This window comes from Pseudomonas migulae NBRC 103157 (genome assembly GCF_002091715.1).
GTDB lineage: Bacteria > Pseudomonadota > Gammaproteobacteria > Pseudomonadales > Pseudomonadaceae > Aquipseudomonas > Aquipseudomonas migulae_A.
The window spans coordinates 1-25,506 of record NZ_BDAG01000006.1 but is presented as its reverse complement, the minus strand read 5'-3'; the positions used below and the strand labels follow the sequence as shown (position 1 = coordinate 25,506).

The 25,506-nt window shown below is 59.4% G+C and carries 19 protein-coding genes; 12 read left to right on the top strand and 7 right to left on the bottom strand.

Annotation, left to right across the window (positions count from 1 at the left end; genetic code table 11):
* Positions 1-184 precede the first annotated feature (184 nt).
* The gene (locus PMI01S_RS06615; RefSeq protein ID WP_084318595.1) at positions 185-2,113 is read left to right on the top strand and encodes an ATP-binding cassette domain-containing protein; all 1,929 of its coding nucleotides are present in this window, start codon (positions 185-187) and stop codon (positions 2,111-2,113) included.
* A 166-nt stretch (positions 2,114-2,279) separates the two neighbouring features.
* On the opposite strand, the gene PMI01S_RS06610 is transcribed toward PMI01S_RS06615, so the two are convergent.
* The gene (locus PMI01S_RS06610; RefSeq protein WP_008028495.1) at positions 2,280-2,720 is read right to left on the bottom strand and encodes a universal stress protein; all 441 of its coding nucleotides are present in this window, start codon (positions 2,718-2,720) and stop codon (positions 2,280-2,282) included.
* 103 nt (positions 2,721-2,823) lie between these two features.
* On the opposite strand from PMI01S_RS06610, the gene PMI01S_RS06605 reads away from it, so the two are divergent.
* The 7 genes from PMI01S_RS06605 to PMI01S_RS06575 all read left to right on the top strand — a co-directional run bounded on the left by PMI01S_RS06605 (position 2,824) and on the right by PMI01S_RS06575 (position 11,354).
* Positions 2,824-3,261 carry a hypothetical protein gene (locus PMI01S_RS06605; RefSeq protein ID WP_017337555.1) on the top strand — a complete coding sequence of 146 codons (438 nt, stop codon included), beginning with the start codon at positions 2,824-2,826 and terminating at the stop codon, positions 3,259-3,261.
* A 608-nt stretch (positions 3,262-3,869) separates the two neighbouring features.
* Entirely contained in the window at positions 3,870-6,017 is a 2,148-nt protein-coding gene (gene fadB, locus PMI01S_RS06600; RefSeq protein WP_084318593.1) for a fatty acid oxidation complex subunit alpha FadB, read from the top strand.
* A gap of 29 nt (positions 6,018-6,046) precedes the next feature.
* Positions 6,047-7,222 (top strand): acetyl-CoA C-acyltransferase FadA, encoded by a 1,176-nt coding sequence (gene fadA / locus PMI01S_RS06595; protein WP_084318591.1) that lies wholly within the window; start codon positions 6,047-6,049, stop codon positions 7,220-7,222.
* Between the two features lie 99 nt (positions 7,223-7,321).
* Complete coding sequence (locus PMI01S_RS06590; protein ID WP_046047845.1) at positions 7,322-7,558, top strand: DUF1653 domain-containing protein; 237 nt, start codon at positions 7,322-7,324, stop codon at positions 7,556-7,558.
* Positions 7,559-7,672: 114 nt separating this feature from the next.
* Complete coding sequence (gene topA / locus PMI01S_RS06585; RefSeq protein ID WP_084318589.1) at positions 7,673-10,300, top strand: type I DNA topoisomerase; 2,628 nt, start codon at positions 7,673-7,675, stop codon at positions 10,298-10,300.
* Positions 10,301-10,441: 141 nt separating this feature from the next.
* Positions 10,442-10,966, top strand: coding sequence for a DUF6586 family protein (locus PMI01S_RS06580; protein ID WP_084318588.1), 525 nt, complete (start codon positions 10,442-10,444; stop codon positions 10,964-10,966).
* Positions 10,967-11,120: 154 nt separating this feature from the next.
* The gene (locus PMI01S_RS06575) at positions 11,121-11,354 is read left to right on the top strand and encodes a hypothetical protein (protein WP_084318586.1); all 234 of its coding nucleotides are present in this window, start codon (positions 11,121-11,123) and stop codon (positions 11,352-11,354) included.
* Positions 11,355-11,441: 87 nt separating this feature from the next.
* Here the strand turns inward: PMI01S_RS06575 and sulA are convergent, their stop codons facing one another.
* Both sulA and lexA read right to left on the bottom strand, forming a co-directional pair.
* Positions 11,442-11,915: an SOS-induced cell division inhibitor SulA gene (gene sulA / locus PMI01S_RS06570; RefSeq protein ID WP_084318584.1), complete on the bottom strand. Its 474-nt coding sequence runs from the start codon at positions 11,913-11,915 to the stop codon at positions 11,442-11,444.
* Between the two features lie 10 nt (positions 11,916-11,925).
* Positions 11,926-12,534, bottom strand: a complete 609-nt coding sequence (gene lexA, locus PMI01S_RS06565; protein ID WP_007944149.1) for a transcriptional repressor LexA — start codon at positions 12,532-12,534, stop codon at positions 11,926-11,928.
* A 229-nt stretch (positions 12,535-12,763) separates the two neighbouring features.
* On the opposite strand from lexA, the gene PMI01S_RS06560 reads away from it, so the two are divergent.
* The 3 genes from PMI01S_RS06560 (at position 12,764) to PMI01S_RS06550 (ending at position 15,390) form a co-directional block, all read left to right on the top strand.
* Positions 12,764-13,471, top strand: coding sequence for a TetR/AcrR family transcriptional regulator (locus PMI01S_RS06560; RefSeq protein WP_008028474.1), 708 nt, complete (start codon positions 12,764-12,766; stop codon positions 13,469-13,471).
* A gap of 170 nt (positions 13,472-13,641) precedes the next feature.
* On the top strand, positions 13,642-14,640 hold the full coding sequence (nagZ, locus tag PMI01S_RS06555) for a beta-N-acetylhexosaminidase (RefSeq protein WP_174602651.1): 999 nt from the start codon (positions 13,642-13,644) through the stop codon (positions 14,638-14,640).
* 12 nt (positions 14,641-14,652) lie between these two features.
* Positions 14,653-15,390, top strand: a complete 738-nt coding sequence (locus PMI01S_RS06550) for an S-methyl-5'-thioinosine phosphorylase (RefSeq protein ID WP_084318582.1) — start codon at positions 14,653-14,655, stop codon at positions 15,388-15,390.
* A gap of 143 nt (positions 15,391-15,533) precedes the next feature.
* Here PMI01S_RS06550 and PMI01S_RS06545 read toward each other — a convergent pair whose 3' ends face one another.
* From PMI01S_RS06545 to mfd, 3 genes are read right to left on the bottom strand one after another with little or no spacing between them, the layout of a single operon-like run.
* A complete protein-coding gene (locus PMI01S_RS06545) occupies positions 15,534-18,227 on the bottom strand; it encodes a DEAD/DEAH box helicase (RefSeq protein WP_084318580.1) in 2,694 nt (897 codons plus the stop codon).
* Between the two features lie 11 nt (positions 18,228-18,238).
* A complete protein-coding gene (locus PMI01S_RS06540; RefSeq protein WP_084318578.1) occupies positions 18,239-18,805 on the bottom strand; it encodes a CsiV family protein in 567 nt (188 codons plus the stop codon).
* A gap of 10 nt (positions 18,806-18,815) precedes the next feature.
* Positions 18,816-22,265 (bottom strand): transcription-repair coupling factor, encoded by a 3,450-nt coding sequence (gene mfd / locus PMI01S_RS06535; protein ID WP_084318576.1) that lies wholly within the window; start codon positions 22,263-22,265, stop codon positions 18,816-18,818.
* Between the two features lie 364 nt (positions 22,266-22,629).
* Here mfd and PMI01S_RS06530 point away from each other — a divergent pair, with 364 nt between their 5' ends.
* Positions 22,630-24,093: a glyceraldehyde-3-phosphate dehydrogenase gene (locus tag PMI01S_RS06530; protein ID WP_084318574.1), complete on the top strand. Its 1,464-nt coding sequence runs from the start codon at positions 22,630-22,632 to the stop codon at positions 24,091-24,093.
* A 193-nt stretch (positions 24,094-24,286) separates the two neighbouring features.
* Here PMI01S_RS06530 and PMI01S_RS06525 read toward each other — a convergent pair.
* Positions 24,287-25,506: MFS transporter (locus PMI01S_RS06525; RefSeq protein WP_084318572.1), on the bottom strand; the 1,220-nt coding region annotated here is incomplete at its 5' end.

Below are 25,506 nucleotides of genomic sequence, written 5' to 3'. Positions count from 1 at the left end.
GCGTTGACGATGCCAACACAGAATTAATTGTAGCTTAGCCTTTTGCCAGCAGCGGGTGAAAGCTTTGCGGGGCTGTCAGCATCAGTTCGCAACATTTGTCATGCAGAGTGCCACGAAGGTGAAATTGCCGGCCTTCTGAAGCCTCAAGTCAGGTAGAATGCGCGCCCGGTTTTTGGAGAAGCTCATGACCCTGCTCAAATTCAGCGATGTGTCCCTTGCTTTCGGCGCTATGCCGTTGTTGGACAAGGTGTCCTGGCAGATCGCCCGTGGTGAGCGGGTGTGCATCATCGGCCGCAACGGCACTGGCAAGTCCAGCATGATGAAGCTCGTCAAGGGCGACCAGAAGCCCGATGAGGGCTCCGTTTGGCGCGCCCCCGGCCTCAAAATTGGCGAATTGCCGCAAGAATTGCCGGTAGCCGACGAGCGGACCGTGTTCGACGTGGTGGCTGAGGGCCTGGACGGTGTCGGCGAGCTGCTCGCGCAGTATCACCACCTGAGCCAGAACATCGTCACCGATGCCGACCTGGACAAACTGATGCACGTCCAGCACGACCTCGAAGCCCGTGACGGCTGGCGCTTGCAGCAACTGGTCGACAGCACGTTGAGCCGCCTGCAGTTGCCGGCCGACAAGACCCTCGCCGAATTGTCCGGCGGCTGGCGTCGCCGCGTCCTGCTGGCGCAGGCGCTGGTGTCCGAACCGGATCTGCTGCTGCTCGACGAACCGACCAACCACCTGGACATCGGCGCCATTGCCTGGCTCGAAGAAGCGCTGAAGGATTTCCAGGGCGCCGTGCTGTTCATCACGCACGACCGTTCCTTCCTGCAGAACCTCGCGACCCGCATCCTCGAACTGGATCGCGGCGGCCTGATCGACTGGAATGGCGACTACGCCAGTTTCCTCGTGCACAAGGAAGCCTCGCTGGCCGCTGAAGAAACCGCCAACGCGCTGTTCGACAAAAAACTGGCCCAGGAAGAAGTCTGGATCCGTCAGGGCATCAAAGCCCGTCGGACCCGTAACGAAGGTCGCGTGCGTGCCTTGAAAGCGTTGCGCGTCGAGCGCAGCGAACGTCGTGAGCGCACCGGCAAGGCCAACATTCAGCTGGACACCGCTGACAAGTCCGGCAAGCAGGTGATGGTCCTCGAGAACGTGAGTTTCGCTCACCCGGGCGGTCCGTTCCTGATCAAGGATTTCTCGATGGTCCTGACGCGTGGCGACCGCATCGGTCTGCTCGGCGCCAACGGTACCGGCAAGACTACGCTGCTGAAACTGATGCTGAGCGGCCTGCAACCTACCAGCGGCAAAGTGGAAGAGGGCACACGCATCGACGTGGCGTACTTCGACCAGTTGCGCCATCAGCTGGACCTGGAAAAGACCGTGATCGACAACGTGGCCGAAGGTCGCGACTTCATCGATATCGACGGTCAGAGCCGTCACGTGCTGAGCTATCTCGGCGACTTCCTGTTCAGCCCGCAGCGTGCCCGCACGCCGGTCAAGGCGCTGTCGGGTGGTGAGCGTGCGCGTCTGTTGCTGGCGAAACTGTTCAGCAAACCCGCGAACCTGCTGGTCCTCGACGAACCGACCAACGACCTCGACGTGGAAACACTCGAGCTGCTGGAAGAGGTCCTGCTGACCTTCAACGGCACCGTGCTGATGGTCAGCCACGACCGGGCATTCCTCGACAACGTGGTGACCAGCACCCTGGTTTTCGAAGGTGAAGGCAAGGTTCGCGAATACGTCGGTGGTTACCAGGACTGGCTGCGTCAAGGCGGCTCGCCGCGCCTGCTGGGCGTGACCGAGAGCAAGTCCGGCAAGGCCGACCTGACGTCGGCGGTCGTGACGGCTGAGGCTGCGCCCGTAGCGGCAGTGGCGGCAGTGGTCGAAGCGCCGGTGGCGAAGAAAAAACTCAGCTACAAATTGCAGCGTGAGCTGGAAATGTTGCCGGCTCAGATCGAGGCCATGGAACAGCAGATTGCAGTCGTTGAGGCCCAGATGGCCGATGCCGGCTTCTATCAGCGTCCAGCCGCCGAGACCGCTGCGGTGATCGCTCAGTTGGAGCAGTTGCAGGCTGAGCTCGACGTCATGGTCGAGCGTTGGGCGGAGCTGGATGCCTGATTGATCCTGCAATAAAAAAGCCCGGCGCTCAGTGATGAGCGCCGGGCTTTTCGTATGCGATCCCTTGTAGGAGCCGGCTTGCTGGCGATCGCGGTTTGTCAGCTGGCATTGATGTCGACTGATGCACCGTGATCGCCAGCAAGCCGACTCCTACAAGGATCGGTTATCAGCTTTTGTTTTGCAGGCGCACGGCAAGTACGTCGCAAGGTGCGCCGTGCAGTACGTCATTAGCGGTGGAGCCCAGCAGCAATGCCAGGCCATGCCGGCCATGGCTGCCCACCACGATCAGGTCGCAGGTCTGCTCTTTGGCCAGGTGATGAATCTCCTGGCGCGGCTGGCCGTAGGTCAGGTGGCTGTATTCCTTGGAGAGCTCGGGGTATTTCACGATCAATCGGTCCAGTCGCTCCTTGGCCTGATCGAACTGCTGTTGTTGCAGTTGTGACAGGTCCATCGGAACGTCGCCGCCGAAAGCCATGGCCATGGGCTCGACAATGTGCACCAGGGACAACTTCGCGCCATTGCTCACTGACAACTCGCGAGCACGGTGGATGACAGGGTCGCACTCTTCGGTCAGGTCTACAGCGACCAGAATGTGGTTGTAGGGCATGAGGTGCTCCTCCTGAGGATGCAATATTGGTAAGTATGGCTGGTTTCAAGCGCATTGTTTTCAAAGTGACCCAAAGCGCTCATCAAGAATCGGGAGTACAGATATGACGGTCTGGATAGTGGTGTCAATCCTGTTGGTGGTGCTGAGCCCGCTGGCATGGCTGCGACCGTCCCGTGGTCAGAGTGGGCGCATGGCCCTGCGCATGGAGGCGCGGCGTATCGGGCTGGCCATGCAACTGGCGCCTCAGGAGTGGCCGCACTGGCTCAGCCAGGAGCCACCGAGCCCCTGCGCGCAATACCATCGACCACGTCGCGGCAATCAGCCGGCGTGCTGGAGTTATTGGCAGAAGTCGCCAGGTGTGTGGGTGAATCAGTGGCAGGAGGTCTGCGAGGATCAAACGCTGCTCAATCATTTCGAAAAATTGCCGGCCAACGTCTACAAGGTCGAAGCGGACAAGCAGATGATCACGTTGTATTGGGGCGAGAAGGGCGAAGCGACGGTTTTGCAACAAATCGATGCCACCCTCAAAGCACTCGCTTGAACCCGATCCTGCAGGAGCCGGCTTGCTGGCGATCCAGGCACGCGGTTAACGAGGTAAACCGCGTGTCGTTCATCGCCAGCAAGCCGGCTCATACAGGACGTTGGTCGATTCGCAGGCAATAAAAAGCCCGACATTCATCATCGGGCTGGAGTTGGCCAGGCAGGCCGGTAATTCGTTGTGGGCTGATCTTACGCCGGGCATTCGCCGACGCGTTCAAATTTTTTCCTCATTCACCCGCCCAGCGTAGCCCGTTAAACAAAGGCTGCCGCGAATTAGGGCGACTTTTCTAACTATTGATTCTATGAATGACCTCACATGCATCTGTGTGTTGCAGGGACTCGTGGTACGGAAATGACCGGAAAGTCGCGTTTCAACCCCTATTTTGGGCGATTGACAATTGCCGGAAATTCCGTGAAGGTGGCGTACCCAAATCAAACGGGCGTATGAATTGAGCGTTTGTATTTCAGATCGCTCCTACAGAATCCCGACTATCGCGTTGGCGGGTGTGCCGGGTGGATTGGCGTAGCATCGACGATAAACGTCCCTGCCGAGCCATTCGCCTGCGTCCGACGTGTACTGTTCAGCTTCCATATCGTGGAGATCAGTTGATGATTTACGAAGGTAAAGCCATCACGGTTAAGGCTCTTGAAAGTGGCATCGTCGAATTGAAATTCGACCTCAAGGGTGAGTCCGTCAACAAGTTCAACCGTCTAACCCTGAACGAACTGCGTCAGGCCGTAGACACCATCAAGGCAGATGCTTCGATCAAGGGTGTGATCGTCAGCAGCGGCAAGGACGTGTTCATCGTCGGTGCCGACATCACCGAATTTGTCGAGAACTTCAAGCTGCCGGATGCAGAGCTTGTTGCAGGCAACCTCGAAGCCAACAGGATTTTCAGCGATTTCGAAGACCTCAACGTCCCGACTGTCGCCGCGATCAACGGCATCGCCCTGGGTGGCGGTCTGGAAATGTGCCTGGCGGCGGACTACCGCGTCATGTCCACCAAGGCCAAGATCGGTCTGCCGGAAGTCAAGCTGGGCATCTACCCGGGCTTCGGCGGTACCGTGCGCCTGCCGCGCCTCATCGGTGCCGACAACGCGATCGAGTGGATTGCCGCCGGTAAGGAAAACCGTCCTGAAGACGCGCTGAAAGTGGGCGCCGTCGATGCGGTGGTTGCTCCTGAGAAACTGCAGGAAGCCGCTCTGGAACTGCTCAAACGCGCCATTTCCGGCGAGTTTGATTACAAGGCCAAGCGTCAGCCGAAGCTGGAAAAGCTGAAACTGAACGCCATCGAACAAATGATGGCTTTCGAAACCGCCAAAGGTTTCGTGGCCGGTCAGGCCGGGCCGAACTACCCGGCACCGGTTGAAGCGATCAAGACCATCCAGAAAGCCGCGAACTTCGGTCGCGACAAAGCGCTGGAAGTCGAAGCCGCCGGTTTCGTCAAACTGGCCAAGACCTCTGCCGCGCAGAGCTTGATCGGTCTGTTCCTGAACGATCAGGAACTGAAGAAAAAGGCCAAGGCCTACGACGAAATCGCCAAGGACGTGAAGCAGGCTGCCGTATTGGGCGCCGGCATCATGGGTGGCGGTATCGCCTATCAGTCGGCCTCCAAAGGTACGCCGATCCTGATGAAGGACATCAACGAGCACGGCATCGAGCAAGGCCTGGCTGAAGCCGCCAAGCTGCTGGTCGGTCGCGTTGACAAAGGTCGCATGACCGCGGCGAAAATGGCTGAAGTGCTCAATGGCATTCGTCCAACCCTGTCCTACGGCGACTTCGGTCACGTGGATCTGGTGGTTGAAGCAGTCGTCGAGAACCCGAAGGTCAAGCAAGCTGTTCTGGCCGAAGTCGAAGACAAGGTCAAAGAGGACACCATCCTCGCGTCCAACACCTCGACCATTTCCATCACCTTGCTGGCCAAGGCCCTCAAGCGTCCGGAAAATTTCGTCGGCATGCACTTCTTCAACCCGGTGCACATGATGCCGCTGGTGGAAGTGATTCGTGGCGAGAAGTCCAGCGAGCTGGCCGTTGCCACCACCGTTGCCTACGCCAAGAAAATGGGCAAGAACCCGATCGTCGTCAACGACTGCCCGGGCTTCCTGGTCAACCGCGTACTGTTCCCGTACTTCGGCGGTTTCGCCAAGCTGGTCAGCGCCGGTGTGGACTTCGTCCGTATCGACAAGGTCATGGAGAAATTCGGCTGGCCGATGGGCCCGGCGTACCTGATGGACGTGGTCGGCATCGACACCGGCCACCACGGTCGTGACGTGATGGCTGAAGGCTTCCCGGACCGCATGAAAGACGACCGTCGTTCGGCTGTCGATGTGCTCTACGAAGCCAAGCGCCTGGGCCAGAAGAATGGCAAGGGCTTCTACGCCTACGAGACCGACAAGAAGGGCAAGCAGAAGAAAGTCGCCGATCCGTCGGTGCTGGAAGTGCTCAAGCCGATCGTTTTCGAACAGCGTGAAGTCACTGACGAAGACATCATCAACTGGATGATGATCCCGCTGTGCCTGGAAACCGTGCGCTGCCTGGAAGACGGCATCGTCGAAACCGCTGCCGAAGCCGACATGGGTCTGGTCTACGGTATTGGTTTCCCTCCATTCCGTGGCGGTGCGCTGCGTTACATCGATTCGATCGGTGTGGCAGAGTTCGTTGCCCTGGCTGACCAGTACGCTGATTTGGGCGCGCTGTACCACCCGACCGCGAAGCTGCGTGAAATGGCCAAAAACGGCCAGAGCTTCTTCGGTTAAGCGCCCCCAACTAGAGTGAGAGTGAATATATGAGCTTGAATCCTAGAGACGTCGTGATTGTCGACTTCGGTCGTACTCCGATGGGCCGCTCCAAGGGCGGCATGCACCGCAACACCCGCGCCGAAGACATGTCGGCGCACCTGATCAGCAAATTGCTGGAACGCAACGTCAAGGTCGACCCGAACGAAGTCGAAGACGTGATCTGGGGCTGTGTGAACCAGACCCTGGAGCAGGGCTGGAACATCGCCCGCATGGCGTCGCTGATGACTCAGATCCCGCACACCGCTGCCGGTCAGACTGTCAGCCGTCTGTGCGGCTCGTCGATGAGTGCACTGCACACGGCTGCGCAAGCGATCATGACCGGTAACGGTGACGTGTTCGTGGTGGGTGGCGTCGAGCACATGGGCCACGTGAGCATGATGCACGGTGTCGATCCGAACCCGCACATGTCGCTGTACGCGGCGAAAGCCTCGGGCATGATGGGCCTGACTGCTGAAATGCTGGGCAAAATGCACGGCATCACTCGCGAACAACAGGACGCTTTCGGCGTGCGCTCCCACCAACTCGCCCACAAGGCGACCGTGGAAGGCAAGTTCAAGGGCGAAATCATCCCGATGCAGGGTTACGACGAGAACGGTTTCCTGAAACTGTTCGACTACGACGAAACCATTCGTCCGGAAACCACCCTGGAAAGCCTGGCGGCATTGAAGCCAGCGTTCAACCCGAAGGGCGGCACCGTGACAGCCGGTACTTCGTCGCAGATCACTGATGGTGCTTCGTGCATGATCGTGATGTCGGCGCAGCGTGCACAAGATCTGGGTATTCAGCCTCTGGCGGTGATTCGCTCGATGGCAGTGGCAGGTGTGGATCCGGCGATCATGGGCTATGGTCCAGTACCGGCAACACAGAAAGCACTGAAGCGCGCGGGCCTTGGCATTAACGATATCGACTTCTTCGAGCTCAACGAAGCTTTCGCCGCACAGGCCCTGCCAGTGCTGAAAGATCTGAAAGTGCTCGACAAGATGAACGAGAAGGTTAACCTGCACGGCGGCGCGATTGCCTTGGGTCACCCGTTCGGTTGCTCCGGTGCGCGTATCTCCGGCACCCTGCTGAACGTGATGAAGCAAAATGGCGGCACCTTCGGGGTAGCCACCATGTGCATTGGTCTCGGCCAAGGCATCTCCACCGTCTTCGAACGCGTCTAAGCGTTTCGTTGATGGAAGCCGGGGCCAAGTGCCCCGGTTTTTGTTTTTCCGGATTTATTTTTGTTTTTATTTTGAAAAGATTTGAGTGAGGGCCAAACCATGCCGATACAACCTGGGCTCTACCAACATTACAAAGGTCCGCAGTACCGCGTTTTCAGTATTGCGCGGCATTCGGAAACCGAAGAAGAAGTAGTCTTCTACCAAGCCCTGTATGGCGATTACGGCTTTTGGGTGCGTCCCTTGAGCATGTTCCTGGAGTCGGTCGAGGTTGACGGCGAACAGGTGCCACGCTTTGCTTTGGTGCAGGCCGAACCGAGCCTTTTTTCGAAGCCATAAGCTGAGTGCGCGCAAAACCCTGCGCTTGACCTCACCTTGTAGCCACTATATATAGCGGTGCCGCGTCAGGCGCCAACCGCCTTTCACTTCTAGAATTCAGGAATTTTCTGATCCATGGGCAAATCGCTGGTCATTGTGGAATCCCCGGCTAAGGCCAAGACCATCAACAAGTATCTGGGTAACCAATACGTGGTGAAGTCGAGTATCGGCCATATCCGAGACCTGCCCACCAGCGGTTCGGCTAGCGCCAGCAAAGAGCCAGCCGCCAAGCGCGGCAAGGCCGCCGCGGGTGAAGGTCCGGTGCTCACGCCAAAAGAGAAAGCGCGCAAGCAGCTGGTCTCGCGCATGGGTGTCGATCCCGATCATGGCTGGAAAGCCAAGTACGAGATCCTCCCGGGCAAGGAAAAGGTCATCGAAGAGCTGCGCCGGCTCGCCAAGGATGCTGACACCATCTATCTCGCAACCGACTTGGATCGCGAGGGGGAAGCCATTGCCTGGCACCTGCGCGAAGCCATCGGTGGTGACGACAGCCGCTACAAGCGCGTGGTGTTCAACGAAATCACCAAGAAGGCGATTCAGGAAGCCTTCTCCAAGCCGGGCGAGCTGGACATCGATCGCGTCAACGCTCAACAGGCGCGTCGTTTCCTCGACCGCGTGGTGGGTTACATGGTTTCGCCGCTGCTGTGGGCCAAGATCGCCCGTGGTCTGTCCGCCGGTCGTGTGCAATCGGTTGCCGTGAAGCTGGTGGTCGAGCGTGAACGCGAAATCCGTGCGTTCAACCCGGAAGAGTACTGGGAAGTCCACGCTGACCTCGGCACCGCGAAGGGCGCCACCGTGCGCTTCGACGTGGCTCGCGAGAAGGGCGAGGCCTTCAAGCCGCTGAACGAAGCCCAGGCCATGGCTGCGCTGGAGAAGCTCAAGGCTTCCAGCTACAGCATCGTCAAGCGCGAAGACAAGCCGACCAGCAGCAAACCGTCGGCGCCGTTCATCACATCCACCCTGCAACAGGCTGCGAGCAACCGCCTGGGCTTCGGTGTGAAGAAAACCATGATGATGGCCCAGCGTTTGTACGAAGCCGGCTACATCACTTATATGCGTACCGACTCCACCAACCTCTCGGCCGATGCCGTGACGATGGCGCGTACTTATATTGAAGGCGAATTCGGCAAGAAGTACCTGCCGGAAACCCCGAACGTCTACAGCAGCAAGGAAGGCGCACAAGAGGCTCACGAAGCGATTCGTCCGTCCGACGCCAACACCGAGCCAAGCAAGCTGTCGGGCATGGAGCGTGATGCAGAGCGGCTCTACGAGCTGATCTGGCGCCAGTTCCTCGCTTGCCAGATGCTGCCGGCCCAATACCTGTCGACCACGGTCACCGTCGGTGCCGGCGATTTCGAGCTGCGCGCCAAGGGCCGCATCCTGAAGTTCGACGGCTACACCCGCGTCATGCCGCAAATCACCAAGCCAGGCGATGACGACGTACTGCCGGACATGGCCCAGGGCGACGCGATGAAGCTGATCAAGCTTGATCCGACCCAGCACTTCACCAAGCCGCCGGCGCGTTATTCGGAAGCGAGCCTGGTCAAGGAAATGGAAAAACGCGGTATCGGTCGTCCTTCGACCTACGCTGCGATCATTTCGACCATCCAGGACCGCGGCTACGTGGCGCTGCACAACCGTCGCTTCTATTCGGAAAAGATGGGTGACATCGTCACCGAGCGTCTGTCCGAGAGCTTCTCCAATCTCATGGACTATGGCTTCACCGCCGGCATGGAAGAGAACCTCGATGATGTGGCTCAGGGCGAACGCGACTGGAAAAACGTGCTGGACGAGTTCTACGGCGACTTCAAGAAGAAGCTCGAAGTAGCCGAAAGCCCGGAAAGTGGCATGCGTGCCAATCAGCCGGTCATGACGGACATTCCATGCACCACGTGCGGCCGCCCGATGCAGATTCGTACTGCATCGACCGGCGTATTCCTCGGTTGCTCGGGTTACAGCCTGCCGCCAAAAGAGCGCTGCAAGGCCACCGTCAACCTGGTGCCGGGCGATGAAATCGCGGCGGACGACGAGGGTGAGTCGGAGTCGCTGGTTCTGCGCGGCAAGCATCGTTGCCCGATCTGCAACACCGCGATGGACGCTTACCTGCTCGACGAGAAGCGCAAGTTGCACATCTGCGGCAACAACCCGGATTGCAATGGCTACGAAATCGAAGAGGGCACCTATCGCATCAAGGGCTATGAAGGTCCGAGCCTGGAATGCGACAAGTGTGGCAGCGAGATGCAACTCAAGACTGGCCGTTTCGGCAAGTTCTTCGGTTGCACCAACGCGACGTGCAAGAACACCCGCAAACTGCTGAAGAGCGGTGACGCGGCGCCACCGAAGATGGACCCGGTGAAGATGCCTGAGCTGAAATGCGAAAAGGTCAACGACACCTACATCCTGCGCGATGGTGCTTCCGGCCTGTTCCTGGCGGCGAGCCAGTTCCCGAAAAACCGCGAGACACGCGCTCCGCTGGTCATGGAAATCGTGCCGCACAAGGATGAGATCGATCCGAAGTATCATTTCCTCTGTGAAGCGCCGAAGAAAGACCCGGACGGCCTCCCGGCGGTGATCCGTTACAGCCGAAAAACCAAAGAGCAGTACGTTCAGACCGAAGTCGATGGTAAGCCGACCGGGTGGAAGGCGTACTACGACGGTGGCAAGTGGACAGTTGAAGACAAGCGTCCGGCAGCCAAGGCTTAAAAGGCGCTGACACTCAAAGGCCGCATGACAACCCTCGGGTTTTCATGCGGCCTTTTTGTTTTGGGCTTGCGGTGAGCTCAGGTGATCCACGACACTGTCTGACCTGCGTGAAGCAATTATTTCGTTGTGGAGGCTGCCGTCATGGCCCACGAACTCTATACCCGTACCAACCAGAAGATTTATTTCGCCGGCCTGTCGCTTGAGGCGCTCGCGAAGGCCGAAGAGGGGCGGGCGATGAATTCCCTCGCGCTGATTCAAGCCGGGCGTGAATCAGCGTTGTTTCACCTGTACGGTGCGTTGCTGGGGCTGTGCCACGAAATCGCTGGTTTCTATCGCTTGCCGCAGGCCAACGCACCTCGCGCGGAAATGCTGCTGACCCGGGAAGTGCTTGAGGCCATCGCCATTCCTGAAATGGCCGAGATGGTCGAGCTGGCACAGAACCCCGAAACCTGGCTGGCCAAGCTATTGTCAGCGCATGCGGCGCTGTTTCAGCCGCCTCGCGCACCGCACAAACCCAAGGGCGACGTAACACAGCCGTTGATCCAGGCCGTTAACCTGGATGAAGAAGACGCGCCCGAAGAGTTGAGCCGGGAAGAACTGGAGAGTTGGCGTCAGAACCTCAAAGGTCTGGCGATTCGGTTTCGCGAAGGCTTGAACGAGTGCTGAAGTATTGAGTGTCCGACGGACGGTCGTGAGACTGTTCGTTCCGGGATCAGCATGCTGTCAGAAATTTCTCTTCGTAGTGGCATCTGGTCAAGATCCCGAGCGAAGCCAGGCCGATGCCTATATAATCCCCGCCTTTCGTGGAGAACAGACCTTTATGCCAACGTCCTTTCTAGAAATTGTCGAGTTACCAGACGGCCGAATCGAGCTGCGCAGGGCTGAGGACGAGGGTTCTCTGGTTACTTTGGATTTCTCCGAGGATGCCAAGGTGTTCCTGCAAGGCCAGCACGTGGAAGTCGCCAAGGCGATGTTGAGCGTGGGTGTTCAGATGGCCGGTCGCCTGGTTGAGGGCGATTTCAATACCGATGAGAGTGCTCGGGTCCTTCATTGATCCCCGTTCGTCGCATTTAGCGGATACCGCTTTTGATCGGCTTCTCTATCCCTGGAGAAGCCCCGCGTTGCTCAGCGCGCTCCTCGTTCAGCCCAGTCGAATATTCAGGCTTTGCGCATCCCCGGTCCGGGCGGCGCTGATCAACTGTTGCCGTGAAGCGGTGTTCAATGGGTTGAGCCAGCTGACTACAGTGTGGCTACGGCCCAGGCGCAAGGCTTCGCAAGTCAGCTGTTGTGCACTCTGGGTGCCGCGTGGTTGCAGCAGCAGAATACGTTCACGATTCAGGCCTGCTTCTCGCAGCCAGGTTTGTGTCAGGCTGGCGGGCGGGGCGATCAGTGTCAGCCAGCGCGCATCCTGATCCTCGCTCAACTCCCTGAGGATCGGTGCCAGAAGACTCAGGCAATTCCCGGCCGCACCACGCAGTGACAGTTCGCTGAAAACTTCAGGTTCGGCGCTCCAGGGCGACTCGACCACGTCTTTCAGAATCGGTGCCATCGGCTGCACCATGAAAGCTTCGAACAACGGCAGTTGGGCTTGCTGTGATGTGTGTGGGAACTGCATAAAGCCTCCTTTAGCGGCGAATGACGCCGACACTCAAGCCTTCGATCACCAGTTCCTGATCTTTCAGGTTCACTTCGATAGGGGCGAATTCAGGGTTTTCGGCAATCAGCCAGACTTTGCTGCCGTCACGCTTGAAGCGTTTGACTGTCACTTCGTCGCCAATACGCGCCACCACGATCTGGCCGTTGCGGGCTTCGCGGGTGGTATGGACGGCCAGCAGGTCGCCATCGAAAATCCCGACATCCTTCATGCTCATGCCGTGAACGCGCAGTAAATAGTCGGCGCGAGGGTGGAAGAACGCAGGATTGATGTTGCAGGACTCTTCGATGTGCTGCTGGGCAAGGATTGGCGCACCGGCAGCGACCCGGCCAATGATTGGCAGGGTGGACTCGTCTGCCTTGGCTTCGAAGCCAGGGATGCGGATGCCCCGGGAGGCGCCTGGCGTCATCTCGATCGCGCCTTTGCGGGCCAGCGCCTTGAGATGCTCTTCTGCCGCGTTGGGCGACTTGAAACCCAGTTCCTGAGCGATTTCCGCGCGGGTCGGCGGGTAGCCGTTATCTTCCAGGCAGCGTTTGATGAAGGCCAGAATCTCGGCTTGGCGTGGCGTCAGCTTTAGCATATTGATCGCTCTGTCTTTTTATACAGTGACTGGGATTATATACAGTGAAAGCGTCTTGGCAATGCCCCTTTTTTTACCGGCCGCCGGACGGTCAATCCGCGTGCTGATTAACACCGCGCAGATGTATGGTTAAATAGCTGACTGACCATTCCCGAAACGAACCGGCAGGCTTGACAAGGCCAAGGTTGAAACGTATGTTTCAAACAAGTGTTTGTCAGGCGGAGTAGCCATGGCCCAGTCGGAAACCGTTGAACGCATTCTCGATGCTGCAGAGCAGTTGTTCGCGGAAAAAGGTTTTGCTGAAACCTCACTGCGTTTGATTACCAGCAAAGCCGGGGTCAACCTGGCGGCTGTGAACTATCACTTCGGCTCGAAGAAGGCGCTGATTCAAGCCGTCTTCTCGCGTTTTCTCGGACCGTTCTGCCTGAGCCTCGATAAAGAGCTGGAGCGGCGCCAGGCCAAGCCCGAGAACAAGCCGACACTTGAAGAGCTGCTGGAAATCCTCGTCGAACAGGCCCTCGTGGTGCAGCCACGCAGCGGCAACGATCTCTCCATCTTCATGCGATTACTGGGGCTGGCATTCAGCCAGAGCCAGGGTCACCTGCGTCGGTATCTCGAAGACATGTACGGCAAGGTATTCCGCCGCTACATGATGCTGGTCAACGAAGCCGCGCCGCGCATTCCGCCGATCGAGCTGTTCTGGCGTGTGCACTTCATGCTGGGTGCTGCGGCGTTCAGCATGTCCGGTATCAAGGCTTTGCGCGCGATTGCCGAAACCGATTTCGGCGTCAACACCTCCATCGAGCAAGTAATGCGCCTGATGGTGCCGTTCCTGGCGGCTGGCATGCGTGCCGAAACCGGCGTGACCGACACGGCCATGGCCACCGCGCAGTTGCGTCCGCGCAGCAAGTCGACACAGGTTGCCGCCAAGGTTTAGCCGCACACGGGTGGGCGCGGCAGCTGACATCCGCTAAGCTAGCCGCCCATGCCGACTCTCGTTCTGAACCCGCTCCCCATATTTATCGCCGACCTGCCGGGCACAGCCCAGGGCGGCGAATGCGTGCGAGCCGGGTTTATCGTTATCAAGGAATCTCTATGACTGCTGGCCTGCAAGGCTCGTTGATGGTGGACGTCGCCGGTACCTGGCTGACGGCCGAGGATCGCCAATTGTTGCGCCAGCCCGAAGTGGGCGGCCTGATCATTTTTGCCCGTAACATCGAGCACCCGCGTCAGGTGCGCGAACTGAGTGCCTCGATTCGCGCCATTCGCCCCGATCTGCTGCTGGCAGTGGATCAGGAGGGCGGTCGCGTGCAGCGCTTGCGTCAGGGTTTTGTACGGCTGCCGGCCATGCGTGCCATCGCTGACAATCCGAATGCCGAATACCTTGCCGAACAGTGCGGCTGGATCATGGCCACCGAAGTGTTGGCCGTCGGTCTCGACCTGAGCTTTGCCCCGGTACTGGACCTGGATTACCAGCGCAGCGCGGTGGTCGGCACCCGTTCGTTCGAGGGTGATCCGGAACGCGCGGCGCTGCTGGCGGGTGCATTTATCCGTGGGATGAACAGCGCGGGAATGGCTGCCACCGGCAAGCATTTCCCCGGCCACGGCTGGGCCGAGGCGGATTCCCACGTCGCGATCCCGAATGACGAACGCAGCCTCGACGAGATCCGCGCCAACGATCTGGTGCCGTTCGCCCGCTTGAGCAAGCAATTGGCCGCTGTCATGCCGGCCCACGTCATTTACCCGCAAGTCGACTCCCAGCCCGCCGGCTTCTCCCGTCGCTGGTTGCAGGACATTCTGCGCGGCGAATTGCAGTTCGATGGCGTCATCTTCAGCGACGACCTGTCGATGGCCGGCGCCCATGTGGTCGGTGATGCCGCCAGCCGTATCGAAGCCGCGTTGTCTGCCGGGTGTGACATGGGGCTGGTGTGCAACGACCGCGCCGCTGCGGAACTCGCCTTGAGTGCCGCCCAGCGTCTGAAGGTCAAGCCGTCCGAGCGCATTGCGCGCATGCGCGGCCAGTCGTACGCCAGCACTGAATACCGCCAGGATCCGCGCTGGCTGACAGCCATTGGCGCGCTCAAAGACGCTCAACTGATTGAATAAGGACTTCACGTTATGACGGTTTACGCGATTATTGGTGGCACCGGCCTGACTCAACTCGAAGGCCTGAGCATTCGTCAATCATTGGCGGTGGACACTCCTTATGGCGCACCTTCGGCCGACGTGCAGATCGGTGAATACGCCGGCAAGGAAGTGTTGTTCCTCGCACGTCACGGGCACCCGCACCGTTTTCCGCCGCATCAGGTGAACTACCGCGCCAACCTCTGGGCGTTGAAACAGGCCGGGGCCGAAGCGATCCTGGCGGTCAATGCGGTAGGCGGGATTCATGCCGCCATGGGCACCGGACATTTTTGCGTGCCCCATCAGCTGATCGACTACACCAGCGGCCGCGAACACACCTATTTTGCCGATGACCTGGAGCACGTCACCCACATCGACTTCAGCTATCCCTACAGCGAAGCGCTGCGCCAGCAATTGATCGCGGCGCTGGCGGCTGAAGGCGTTGGCTACAGCAGTCATGGCGTGTATGCCTGCACGCAGGGGCCACGACTGGAAACGGTGGCGGAGATTGCGCGCCTGGAGCGTGACGGCTGCGACATCGTCGGCATGACCGGCATGCCGGAGGCAGCATTGGCGCGTGAGCTGGAGCTGGATTATGCCTGCCTGGCGCTAGTGGTGAACCCGGCGGCGGGCAAGTCGACGGCGGTAATCACCATGGCTGAGATCGAGCAGGCTTTGCATGACGGGATGGGGAAGGTCAAGTCGACGTTGGCGCGGGTGTTGAAGGGCTGAACATCAGTTGCATCGGGTTGACCCCTTCGCGAGCAAGCCCGCTCCCACATTGGATCTGTGTTTTCCCACGTTAAAGGGAACAACATAAATCTAATATGGGAGAGGGCTTGCTCGCGAAAGCGGCCGATCAGGCACCGAGGATCTCAACGTTTCTCAAGCTTTTCCGGCAGCGGCGCAAACAACGCCTCAATATCGTCACTCTGCAACTTCCAGTCCCCGGTCTTGCGCCCATCCAGCACGCCTGCCGCCAGGTCGGATTTTTCCTTCTGCAGGTGCTGAATTTTCTCTTCCACCGTGCCTCGGGCAATCATCTTGTAGACGAACACCGGTTTCTCCTGGCCAATGCGGTACGCACGGTCAGTTGCCTGGTTTTCCGTCGCCGGGTTCCACCACGGGTCGTAGTGGATCACCGTGTCCGCCTCGGTCAGGTTCAGGCCAACACCACCTGCCTTCAAACTGATCAGAAAGATCTGACGCTTTCCGCTCTGGAATTCTTTCACCGGAGAACGTCGGTCACGGGTTTGCCCAGTCAACAACGCATATTCAACACCGCGTTTTTTCAACTCGACCTCGATTAACGCCAGCATCGAAGTGAACTGCGAAAACAGCAGAATCCGTCGACCTTCCTCGAACAACTCCTCCAGCATTTCCATGAGGCTATCGAGCTTGCCCGAGGTGCTTCCGCGAGCCGGCAGCGCGGCGTCGTTGACCAGGCGCAAATCGCAGCACACCTGACGCAGCTTCAGCAGCGCCTCAAGAATGATGATCTGGCTGCGCGCCACGCCCTTGCGGGTGATTTCGTCGCGCACCTTCTTGTCCATGGCCAGGCGCATGGTCTCGTACACATCGCGTTGGGCTTCGTTAAGCTCGACCCAGTGGATGATCTCGGTCTTCGGCGGCAACTCCGTCGCCACCTGCTCTTTGGTCCTGCGCAACAGAAACGGTTTGATCCGACCATTCAAGTGCTGAAGTCGCACCTCGCTGGCGCGCTTTTCAATCGGCACGCGGTAATCGCGGTTGAAGCTCTTCACATCGCCGAGCCAGCCGGGCAGCAGGAAGTGAAACAGCGACCACAGTTCGCCCAGGTGGTTTTCCAGCGGCGTGCCACTCAGGCAAAGGCGCTGGCGCGCATTCAGCTCGCGCGCAGCCTGGGCGGCCTTGCTGTTGGGGTTTTTTATGTACTGCGCTTCGTCCAGCACCAGGACGTGCAACGGCTGTGCGGCCAGGCGATCGACGTCTTTGGGCAGCAGTGCATAGGTGGTCAGGATCAGGTCGTAATCGGTCAGCGTGTCGAAATGTTTCTTTCGACTGGCGCCATACAGTGCCAGCACTTTGAGTTGTGGCGTGAAGTGAGCTGCTTCGTCGAGCCAGTTCGGGATCAGGCTGGTGGGCATCACCACCATGCAAGGTCGATCAAGGCGACCAGCGTTTTTCTCGCTGAGAACGTGCGCCAGGGTCTGTAGGGTTTTGCCCAGCCCCATGTCGTCCGCGAGAATCCCGCCGACTTCGAGTTGCCGCAGCGATTGCATCCAGCTCAAACCTTCCAGCTGATACGGGCGCAATGTAGCGTTCAAGCCTTCCGGTGCGGTCGCGGTGTAATCCTTGATGTCCCGCAGGCGCTGGGCAAACGTGCGGATCTGCTCGCCACCTTCCCAGAGCAACGGCAGGTCTTCCAGCGGATTCAGGCGCGTGGCGTCGGCCTTGCTCAGGCGCAGTGTAGTCTCGCCGGGTTCTTGCAGGTAGAACTCGCCGAGGGTCGCCAGTACCGGTTTCAAGCGGCCAAACGGCAGGGCGACTTGCAACGGCCCATGCTCGGAGTTCGGGCGGTTGGGGATGTTCACCAAAATCAATTCGTCGTCGCGACGTCGGGCGAGGCGTTCCGGGTTGAGGATTTCGGTGTGGGAGCGCATCAGGTTCAGCAGGATGGGCAGCAGGCTCAGGCGCTCGCCGTTGACGATGATTCCCAGCTCCAGATCGAACCAGTCGCGCTCCGGCGCCTGCTCGACGGTGGCGTACCAGTCGTCCACGGCGGTCAGGTCGAAGCCGAAATCTTCGTCGATCTGCAGTTCCCAGCCTTGAGTGCGCAGCTTCGGCAGCTCATTGAGGGTGAAGGTCAGCCAGGCGCTGTCGTTGACCATCTCGTAGAGTTCACCGGCACTTTCCGGCAGGGCTTTACTTTGACGAGTGGCGACCTTGAAGCCGAGGATTCGCAGTTGTTCCCTGTAGGCCTGTTCGACTTCCGGGTGGCGTTTAATCCGTAATGTCTGCGTCTCCTGACGAATCAGGACGTCGGCGTTCTTCTGCCCGGAAACGTATTCATCGAGATAACTGAAGGACAGCGCCGCACGATGCTGGATGTAGCGCTGCATTTTGCCGTTACGCGGTTCGAAGGCGCTGAACTCGATGCTCGCCAGCCACAGGCGCGGCACCGGCTGCACATTGTCCACCAGCACTTGCGGCGGCGCTTTCGGGCTGCGGTTTTCCAGTACCGCCTGCAGTTTTTCCAGCAGTTCGGCGTCTTGCGCGGCGGCGGGGTAGGCGAGGGTTTCCTGCACCTTCAGCAGCACCGCTGCGCAATGTTTGCAGTTGCTGTGGACCGGGCAGGTACACGTGGCATCGACCATCAGCAAAGTGGATTTAGCCGACTCTCGCAGGCGAATGGTCTGACGGTAAACGTTACCGCCAGAGCCTTCGCAAGCTGCTGTGATCGTGGCGTCGCCGACCTCGACGATCCTGACGCGGTTTTCCAGGGCGTAGCGGCGGCCACGCTCCAGGCTTTGTTCCTTGAATCGGCTGACCCATGAAGGTGCCAGGGGTTTGCTCAGGGTCGCAGGCATAAGGACTTCAATCAGTCCGGTATTTCATCGGGGACTGGCCGAGGCGCAGGGGCGGTGAGCGAGGTGATCTTGATCAGCAGGCCGAGGTGACCGTTGTCGAGGAAGTTCAACTGGCCGTTCTTGGTGTGGCTTTCCTGTTTGAGGCGTTCGCTGGCGGTGACCATGCCGTTGGCGTCGATCTGGTTGACCCAGAAGTCGGCGTCAACGTCGGTGAAGCGCCCCAGTTTCAGATTCAGCGTGCCCTCGATCGGGAACTGGCCGAACTGTTCCTTGCCATCGCTGATTGCAATCTTACTGGCTTCTTCGCCGAGGTTCTGTTGCCAGGCTTTGTGCAGCAACACCGTGTATTCGTTGCTGGCGGTGAGTTTTTCCACTTCGCTATTCAGGCTCGGCGTGCGCAGGCTGTCCTTGCTGATGGGTTGGGCACCGGCAGCCCAGTCTTCCGGCGCGGCTTTGCTGACAATGGCGGGCACAGCGTTCTGCCGGACCAGAATCATTTCAATCTGATACAGGTCATCGGCAAACGCCGTGGGGACGGCCAGGGTCATCAGCAAAGTCAGTGAGCGAAACAGGCGCATGCGGCGTCCTTCAAGCAGTTTTCGGAATGAGGCATTCAAGCAGTGCCTCTACAGTATTAAAGCGCTCTTCCGGGCGCTCCATCGGGACCATGAATTTAAACATCGTGGCGCCCTCGAATTTGTAGCGTTTAGGCTGGCCCTGAATCAGTTTGATCAGTGTCAGCGGATCGACCGGTGTCTGCGCCGCGAACTCGATTCGACCACCTTGCGGGCCGCCGTCGACTTTCTTGATGCCCAGCACTTCGGCCTGCAACTTTAGCGCCGTGATGCGCATCAGGTTCTTGGTCGGCTCCGGCAGCAGACCGAAACGATCGATCATCTCGACTTGCAAGTCCTTGAGGCCTTCCTCATCAGTGGCCGAGGCAATGCGTTTGTACAGAATCAGTCGGGCATGCACGTCCGGCAAGTAGCTTTCGGGAATCAGCGCCGGTACGCGCAAATTGACTTCCGGACCCCCGCCCAGCGGTTGATCGAGATTCGGCTGTTCACCCTTGCGGATCGACTTCACCGCGCGCTCGAGCATCTCCATGTACAGGGTGAAACCGACGGCCTGGATCTGCCCGCTCTGACCGTCGCCGAGCAGTTCGCCGGCGCCACGGATTTCCAGGTCGTTGGTGGCGAGCACGAAGCCCGCGCCGAGGTCCTGGGTATTGGCAATTGCTTCCAGGCGCTTTTCTGCATCCGGAGTGATTTGCTGACGCGGCGGTGTCAGCAGGTACGCGTAAGCCTGGTGGTGACTGCGACCGACGCGGCCGCGCAACTGGTGCAGCTGCGCCAGGCCGAATTTGTCGGCACGCTCGATGATGATGGTGTTGGCACTCGGCACGTCGATGCCGGTCTCGATGATGGTCGAGGCGATCAGCACGTTGAAGCGCTTGTGGTAGAAGTCGCTCATCACTTGTTCGAGTTCGCGTTCGCGCATTTGCCCGTGGCCGATGCCGATCCGTGCTTCCGGCACCAGTTCGGCGAGGTCGGCGGCGCATTTCTCGATGGTTTTCACGTCATTGTGCAGGTAGTAAACCTGACCGCCACGCAGCAGTTCACGCAGCAGGGCCTCTTTGACCGTGCTCTTGTTCTGCTCCATGACGAAGGTCCGCACCGACAGGCGACGGGCCGGCGGCGTGGCGATGATCGACAGGTCGCGCATGCCCGACACCGCCATGTTCAGCGTGCGCGGAATCGGCGTGGCGGTCAGGGTGAGGATGTCGACTTCGCTGCGCAGCGCCTTGAGCTGTTCTTTCTGACGGACGCCGAAGCGGTGCTCTTCGTCGATGATCACCAGCCCGAGGTTTTTGATCTTCACATCATCTTGCAGCAGTTTGTGCGTGCCGATGACGATGTCGATCTTGCCTTCGGCGAGGTCCGCCACGGCGGCGTTCACTTCCTTGGTCGACTTGAAACGGCTCATCACTTCCACGGTCACCGGCCAGTCGGCGAAGCGGTCGCGGAAACTGTTGTAGTGCTGCTGGGCGAGCAGGGTGGTCGGCACCAGGATCGCCACTTGGCGACCGCCGTGCACGGCAATGAACGCTGCGCGCATCGCCACTTCGGTCTTGCCGAAACCGACGTCGCCGCAGACCAGTCGGTCCATCGGTTTCGGCGCGAGCATGTCGGCGCGCACTGCGTCGATGGTGGTTTGCTGGTCCGGGGTTTCTTCGAACGGGAAACCGGCGCTGAAGGTGGCGTAATCGGCTTTCGGATCTTCGAAGGCATAACCTTCGCGAGCGGCGCGGCGGGCATAAATGTCGAGCAATTCGGCCGCCACGTCGCGCACCTGTTCGGCGGCCTTGCGTTTGGCTTTTTGCCAGGTTTCCGAGCCGAGACGGTGCAGCGGAGCCAAGGCATCGTCGCTGCCGGTATACCGGGCGATCAGATGCAGGTTGGCGACCGGCACGTAAAGCTTGGCGCCTTCGGCGTATTGCAGGGTCAGGAACTCAGCGGCCTGATCGTCGATTTCCAGCGTCGCCAACCCGAGGTAGCGGCCGACGCCGTGATCGATGTGTACCACCGGCGCGCCTTCACGCAGCTCGGTGAGGTTTTTGATCACGGCGTCGTTGTTGGCGTCGGCGCGTTTTTCGCGGCGACGGCGCTGCATGACGCGCTGACCGAACAGCGGGCTTTCAGCCACCAGCGCCAAGGCCGGATCGTCAAGCACCAAGCCTTCGTCGAGCGGCGCAATGGTAATCGCCAGGCGTTCCTTGCTCGCGACGAAGTCCGGCCAGCTGTCGACGGTTTTCGGTCGCAGCTTCAGGCGCTCCAGCAGTTCCAGCAGCACTTCACGACGGCCCGCGGACTCGGCGGTGAACAGCACGCGACCGGGGAACTCGTCGAGGAAACCCGCCAGCGCCGCCAGTGGTTGCGTTGCCTTGGCCTCGATGGCCAGGTTCGGCAGCTCCCGCGCCGGGAAGCGCTCGCGGCCGACACCGGTTTCAACATCCTGCTGACTGGCCACCACACGCGGCCAGTTCTTCAGGCGGGCAAAGCAATCTTCCACCGGCAGGAATAACTCGGCCGGTGGTAATAAAGGACGAGAGGGATCGACGCGGCGCTCTTCATACCGATTGCGCACGTCGTTCCAGAAATTCTCCGCCGCCTGCTCGATGCCCGGCAGGGAAAACACCTGCGTGTCCTGGGGCAGGTAATCGAACAGCGTCGAGGTTTCGTCGAAGAACAGCGGCAGGTAGTACTCGATACCCGCCGGCGTAATCCCGCTGCTCAGATCCTGGAAGATCGGGCAGCGACGGAAGTCGACATCGAAGCGCTCGCGAAAGCGTGCCTTGAAACGGGTGACCGCGTCTTTTTGCAGTGGAAACTCGCGAGCCGGCAACAGACGAACCGTGTCCACCTTGTCGATGGAGCGCTGGTTTTCCGGATCGAATGTACGCAACGTTTCGATTTCGTCGTCGAACAGGTCGATCCGGAAGGGCAGTTTGCTGCCCATCGGGAACAGATCGATCAATGAGCCGCGGACGGTGAATTCGCCGTGCTCGTACACGGTGTCGACGTAGCGATAACCGCTGGCCTCGAGCCGGGTGCGCATCTGCTCGACATCGAGCTTCTGGCCGACGTCCAGCACAAGGCTGCTGCCGAGCAGGAACTTGGTCGGTGCCAGGCGATGCAGGGCTGTGGTGATCGGCACCACCAGCACGCCATGGCTCAGCTCCGGCAACCGGTAAAGGGCAGCGATGCGCTGGGAAATGATGTCCTGGTGCGGCGAGAACAGATCGTAGGGCAGGGTTTCCCAGTCCGGGAAATGCAGCACCGGCAAATCCGGGGCGAAGAAACTCAGCTCCTGTTCCAGCCGTTCGGCACTTTGGCTGTCGGCGGTCAGCAGCAGGGTAAAGCGCTTGGCAGCGCTGGCAGCCTCGGCGATAGCCAGGCTCAGGGCGGCACCGGGCAGGTTGCCCCAGTGCTGTTTACCTGCCGCGGCAGGGAGAAGCGGTAGACGCAGAACGGGCACGGAAGGTTGAGCTCCAAGCGTTGCGACAAAGTCGGTAATTGTAGCGGCCCCGAGTGCCGCCTGTCAGTTGCTGACTGTGTCTATTACGCAGGTTCGGCGAAATGTAGTGGTAAAGACAAAATCCGGGCAGTTTTTTACTGGGAATCACTGATTATGTAGTGGCAAAACGGTCGAGTGTTACGGAGGGTTACGGATAAGACGGCGCTGTCTCCAAAAAATTGACTGCGCTGAAAGCCGCGGTTTTACTGGGCTTTAGCGGCGCGTGATTTTTTTGAACGGAAATTTGTTACGGCTCGCACGACAGGCGCGCATTGCTACGGGGAGCACTCGGCGGCATAATGTAGCCCCTTTTTTCTGCCCCTACATGTGGAAGGTTCCCGTGACTCAGAAGCCCGACCAGTGTCTTGGTGAATGGATCGACCGTGAAGCACTCGCAGAAGCGATGATTCCGCTTATCGGTCAGCTCTACCGCAATAATAACGTGGTGAGCTCGATCTATGGCCGCAGCCTGATCAACCAGTCTGTCATCGCGATTCTCAAAGCTCACCGCTTTGCTCGCCATCGTTCTTCCGACGATAGCGAACTCTCCGTCCACGAAACATTCCCTCTGCTTAAAGCCATGAGCGAGCTCAAGCTCGGCGCGGCTTCGGTAGACCTGGGCAAGTTGGCGTTCAAATTCCGCGTCGAAGGCAATGGCCGCACTGCCGAGCAGTTTGTCCGTGAAGAACTGGCGGACGTAGTTGGCCAGCAAAACGCCTCCGCTCGCAAAGGCACCGACGTTGTCTTGTACGGCTTCGGTCGTATCGGCCGTCTGCTGGCGCGCATCCTGATCGAAAAAACCGGTGGCGGCGACGGCCTGCGCCTGCGTGCCATCGTGGTGCGTAAAGGCGCCGAGAACGACCTGGTCAAGCGCGCCAGCCTGTTGCGTCGCGATTCGGTACACGGTCCGTTCAACGGCACCATCGTCATCGACGAAGAAAACAACACCATTACCGCCAACGGTAACCTGATCCAGGTGATCTACGCGAAGAACCCGACCGAGGTGGATTACACCCAGTACGGCATCAAAGACGCGCTGCTGGTGGACAACACCGGTGTATGGCGTGACGCCGATGGCCTGGGTCAGCACCTGGCGTGCCCGGGTATCGACCGCGTTGTTCTGACCGCGCCTGGCAAAGGCAAACTGAAGAACATCGTTCACGGCATCAACCACGGTGAAATCACCGCTGAAGACAAGATCGTGTCCGCCGCCTCCTGCACCACCAACGCCATCGTGCCGGTGCTCAAGGCTGTGAATGACAAGTTCGGCATCATCAACGGTCACGTCGAAACCGTTCACTCGTACACCAACGACCAGAACCTGATCGACAACTTCCACAAGGGCGATCGCCGTGGCCGTAGCGCCGCGCTGAACATGGTGATCACCGAGACCGGTGCTGCCACCGCTGCTGCCAAGGCCCTGCCTGAGCTGGCCGGCAAGCTGACCGGTAACGCGATCCGTGTTCCGACGCCAAACGTGTCGATGGCCATTCTCAATCTGAACCTTGAGAAAGCCGCAACCCGCGAAGAGATGAACGACTACCTGCGTTACATGGCGCTGCACTCCGATCTGCACAAGCAAATCGACTTCGTCAATTCGCAGGAAGTGGTTTCCACCGACTTCGTTGGCTCGCGCCACGCAGGTGTTGTGGATGCTGAAGCAACCATCACCCAAGACAACCGCGTTGTTCTGTACGTTTGGTACGACAACGAGTTCGGTTACAGCTGCCAGGTGGTTCGCGTGATGGAAGACATGGCCGGTGTAAACCCGCCAGCGTTCCCGCGCTAAGCCTTAGCTGACAATGAAAACGCCCCGACTTTGGTCGGGGCGTTTTTGTTTGTGCGGGTTTAGTCAGTTGCAGATGTGTTGCTTGTGCTGGCCTCTTCGCGAGTAAGCCCGCACACAGTGGGCCTCTGCGTGATCACAATGGTGTGAGCACCAAAGAACCCTGTGGAGCGGGGTCGCTCGCGAAAGCGATCTGTCAGGCGCCGCCGACAACGGCTGCTTGCGCCGTCCTCAGTTCATGCCGATTGCCTTTGAACAGCACCAGCGTCGCAATCAACCCCAGCACTGCTGCACCACTGAGCCAGATCCCCGGCGCAGCCTTGTTGTCCAGCACATGAATCAGGTACGTACAGGCTGCCGGTGTAAATCCACCGAAGGTCGCCGTCGCCAGGCTGTAGGCCAAAGAGAAGCCGGTCGTGCGAACTTCCACCGGCATGATCTCGGTCAGCGCCACGACCATGGCACCGTTGTATGAGCCATACAGGAACGACAGCCACAATTCGACAATCAGCAAATGGCTGAAACTCGGGTTCGCCACCAGCCACGACAGGGCAGGGTAGGCGGTGAGAATCGCCAGAATGGTCGCAGCGAGAAGCAGGGGTTTTCGCCCGATCTTGTCGGACACAGCGCCCATCACTGGCAACCAGAAGAAGTTCGACAGACCGATACACACCGTCACCAGCAACGCATCCAGATCCGACAAATGCAGTTCGGCTTTGCCAAAGGTCGGGGTGTAGGCGGTGATCAGGTAAAACGAAACGGTCGTCATCACCACCAGCGCCATACCGGCGATGACAATGCCAAAGTTCTGACCGATCGAGCGGACGATTTCCCGCAGGGTAGGGCGGTGTTTACGCGCCTGGAACTCAGGCGTTTCTTCCAGCGAACGACGAATCACGAAGATCACCGGCACGATCATGCATCCGATCAGGAAGGGTACGCGCCAGCCCCAGTCACCCATTTCTTCCGGGCTGAGCCAGTGATTCAAGGCAACCCCCAGCAGGCCGGCGAAAACCACCGCCGCTTGCTGGCTGGCGGACTGCCAGCTGACGAAGAAGCCTTTGCGACCCGGTGTGGAAATCTCCGCGAGATACACCGATACACCGCCAAGCTCCACGCCGGCCGAGAAACCTTGCAACAGTCGGCCGAACAGCACGATTAGCGGCGCGGCCACGCCCAGCGTGGCGTAACCCGGCACACAGGCAATCAACACCGTACCGGCAGCCATCATCGCGAGGGTGATGATCAGCCCTTTGCGACGACCATGACGGTCGATGTAGGCGCCGAGGAAAATCGCACCCAGCGGACGCATGAGGAACCCGGCACCAAACGTGGCCAGCGATAGCATCAACGAAGCGAAAGCGCTGTCGGCAGGGAAGAAGGTTTTGGCGATGGCCGTGGCGTAAAAGCCGTAGA

Excerpts from the sequence above, each read along its gene's own strand:
- PMI01S_RS06615 (WP_084318595.1), top strand. The coding sequence starts at position 185 with ATGACCCTGCTCAAATTCAGCGATGTGTCCCTTGCTTTCGGCGCTATG.
- PMI01S_RS06610 (WP_008028495.1), bottom strand. The coding sequence starts at position 2,720 with ATGCCCTACAACCACATTCTGGTCGCTGTAGACCTGACCGAAGAGTGC.
- PMI01S_RS06605 (WP_017337555.1), top strand. The coding sequence starts at position 2,824 with ATGACGGTCTGGATAGTGGTGTCAATCCTGTTGGTGGTGCTGAGCCCG.
- fadB (WP_084318593.1), top strand. The coding sequence starts at position 3,870 with ATGATTTACGAAGGTAAAGCCATCACGGTTAAGGCTCTTGAAAGTGGC.
- fadA (WP_084318591.1), top strand. The coding sequence starts at position 6,047 with ATGAGCTTGAATCCTAGAGACGTCGTGATTGTCGACTTCGGTCGTACT.
- PMI01S_RS06590 (WP_046047845.1), top strand. The coding sequence starts at position 7,322 with ATGCCGATACAACCTGGGCTCTACCAACATTACAAAGGTCCGCAGTAC.
- topA (WP_084318589.1), top strand. The coding sequence starts at position 7,673 with ATGGGCAAATCGCTGGTCATTGTGGAATCCCCGGCTAAGGCCAAGACC.
- PMI01S_RS06580 (WP_084318588.1), top strand. The coding sequence starts at position 10,442 with ATGGCCCACGAACTCTATACCCGTACCAACCAGAAGATTTATTTCGCC.
- PMI01S_RS06575 (WP_084318586.1), top strand. The coding sequence starts at position 11,121 with ATGCCAACGTCCTTTCTAGAAATTGTCGAGTTACCAGACGGCCGAATC.
- sulA (WP_084318584.1), bottom strand. The coding sequence starts at position 11,915 with ATGCAGTTCCCACACACATCACAGCAAGCCCAACTGCCGTTGTTCGAA.
- lexA (WP_007944149.1), bottom strand. The coding sequence starts at position 12,534 with ATGCTAAAGCTGACGCCACGCCAAGCCGAGATTCTGGCCTTCATCAAA.
- PMI01S_RS06560 (WP_008028474.1), top strand. The coding sequence starts at position 12,764 with ATGGCCCAGTCGGAAACCGTTGAACGCATTCTCGATGCTGCAGAGCAG.
- PMI01S_RS06550 (WP_084318582.1), top strand. The coding sequence starts at position 14,653 with ATGACGGTTTACGCGATTATTGGTGGCACCGGCCTGACTCAACTCGAA.
- PMI01S_RS06545 (WP_084318580.1), bottom strand. The coding sequence starts at position 18,227 with ATGCCTGCGACCCTGAGCAAACCCCTGGCACCTTCATGGGTCAGCCGA.
- PMI01S_RS06540 (WP_084318578.1), bottom strand. The coding sequence starts at position 18,805 with ATGCGCCTGTTTCGCTCACTGACTTTGCTGATGACCCTGGCCGTCCCC.
- PMI01S_RS06530 (WP_084318574.1), top strand. The coding sequence starts at position 22,630 with ATGTGGAAGGTTCCCGTGACTCAGAAGCCCGACCAGTGTCTTGGTGAA.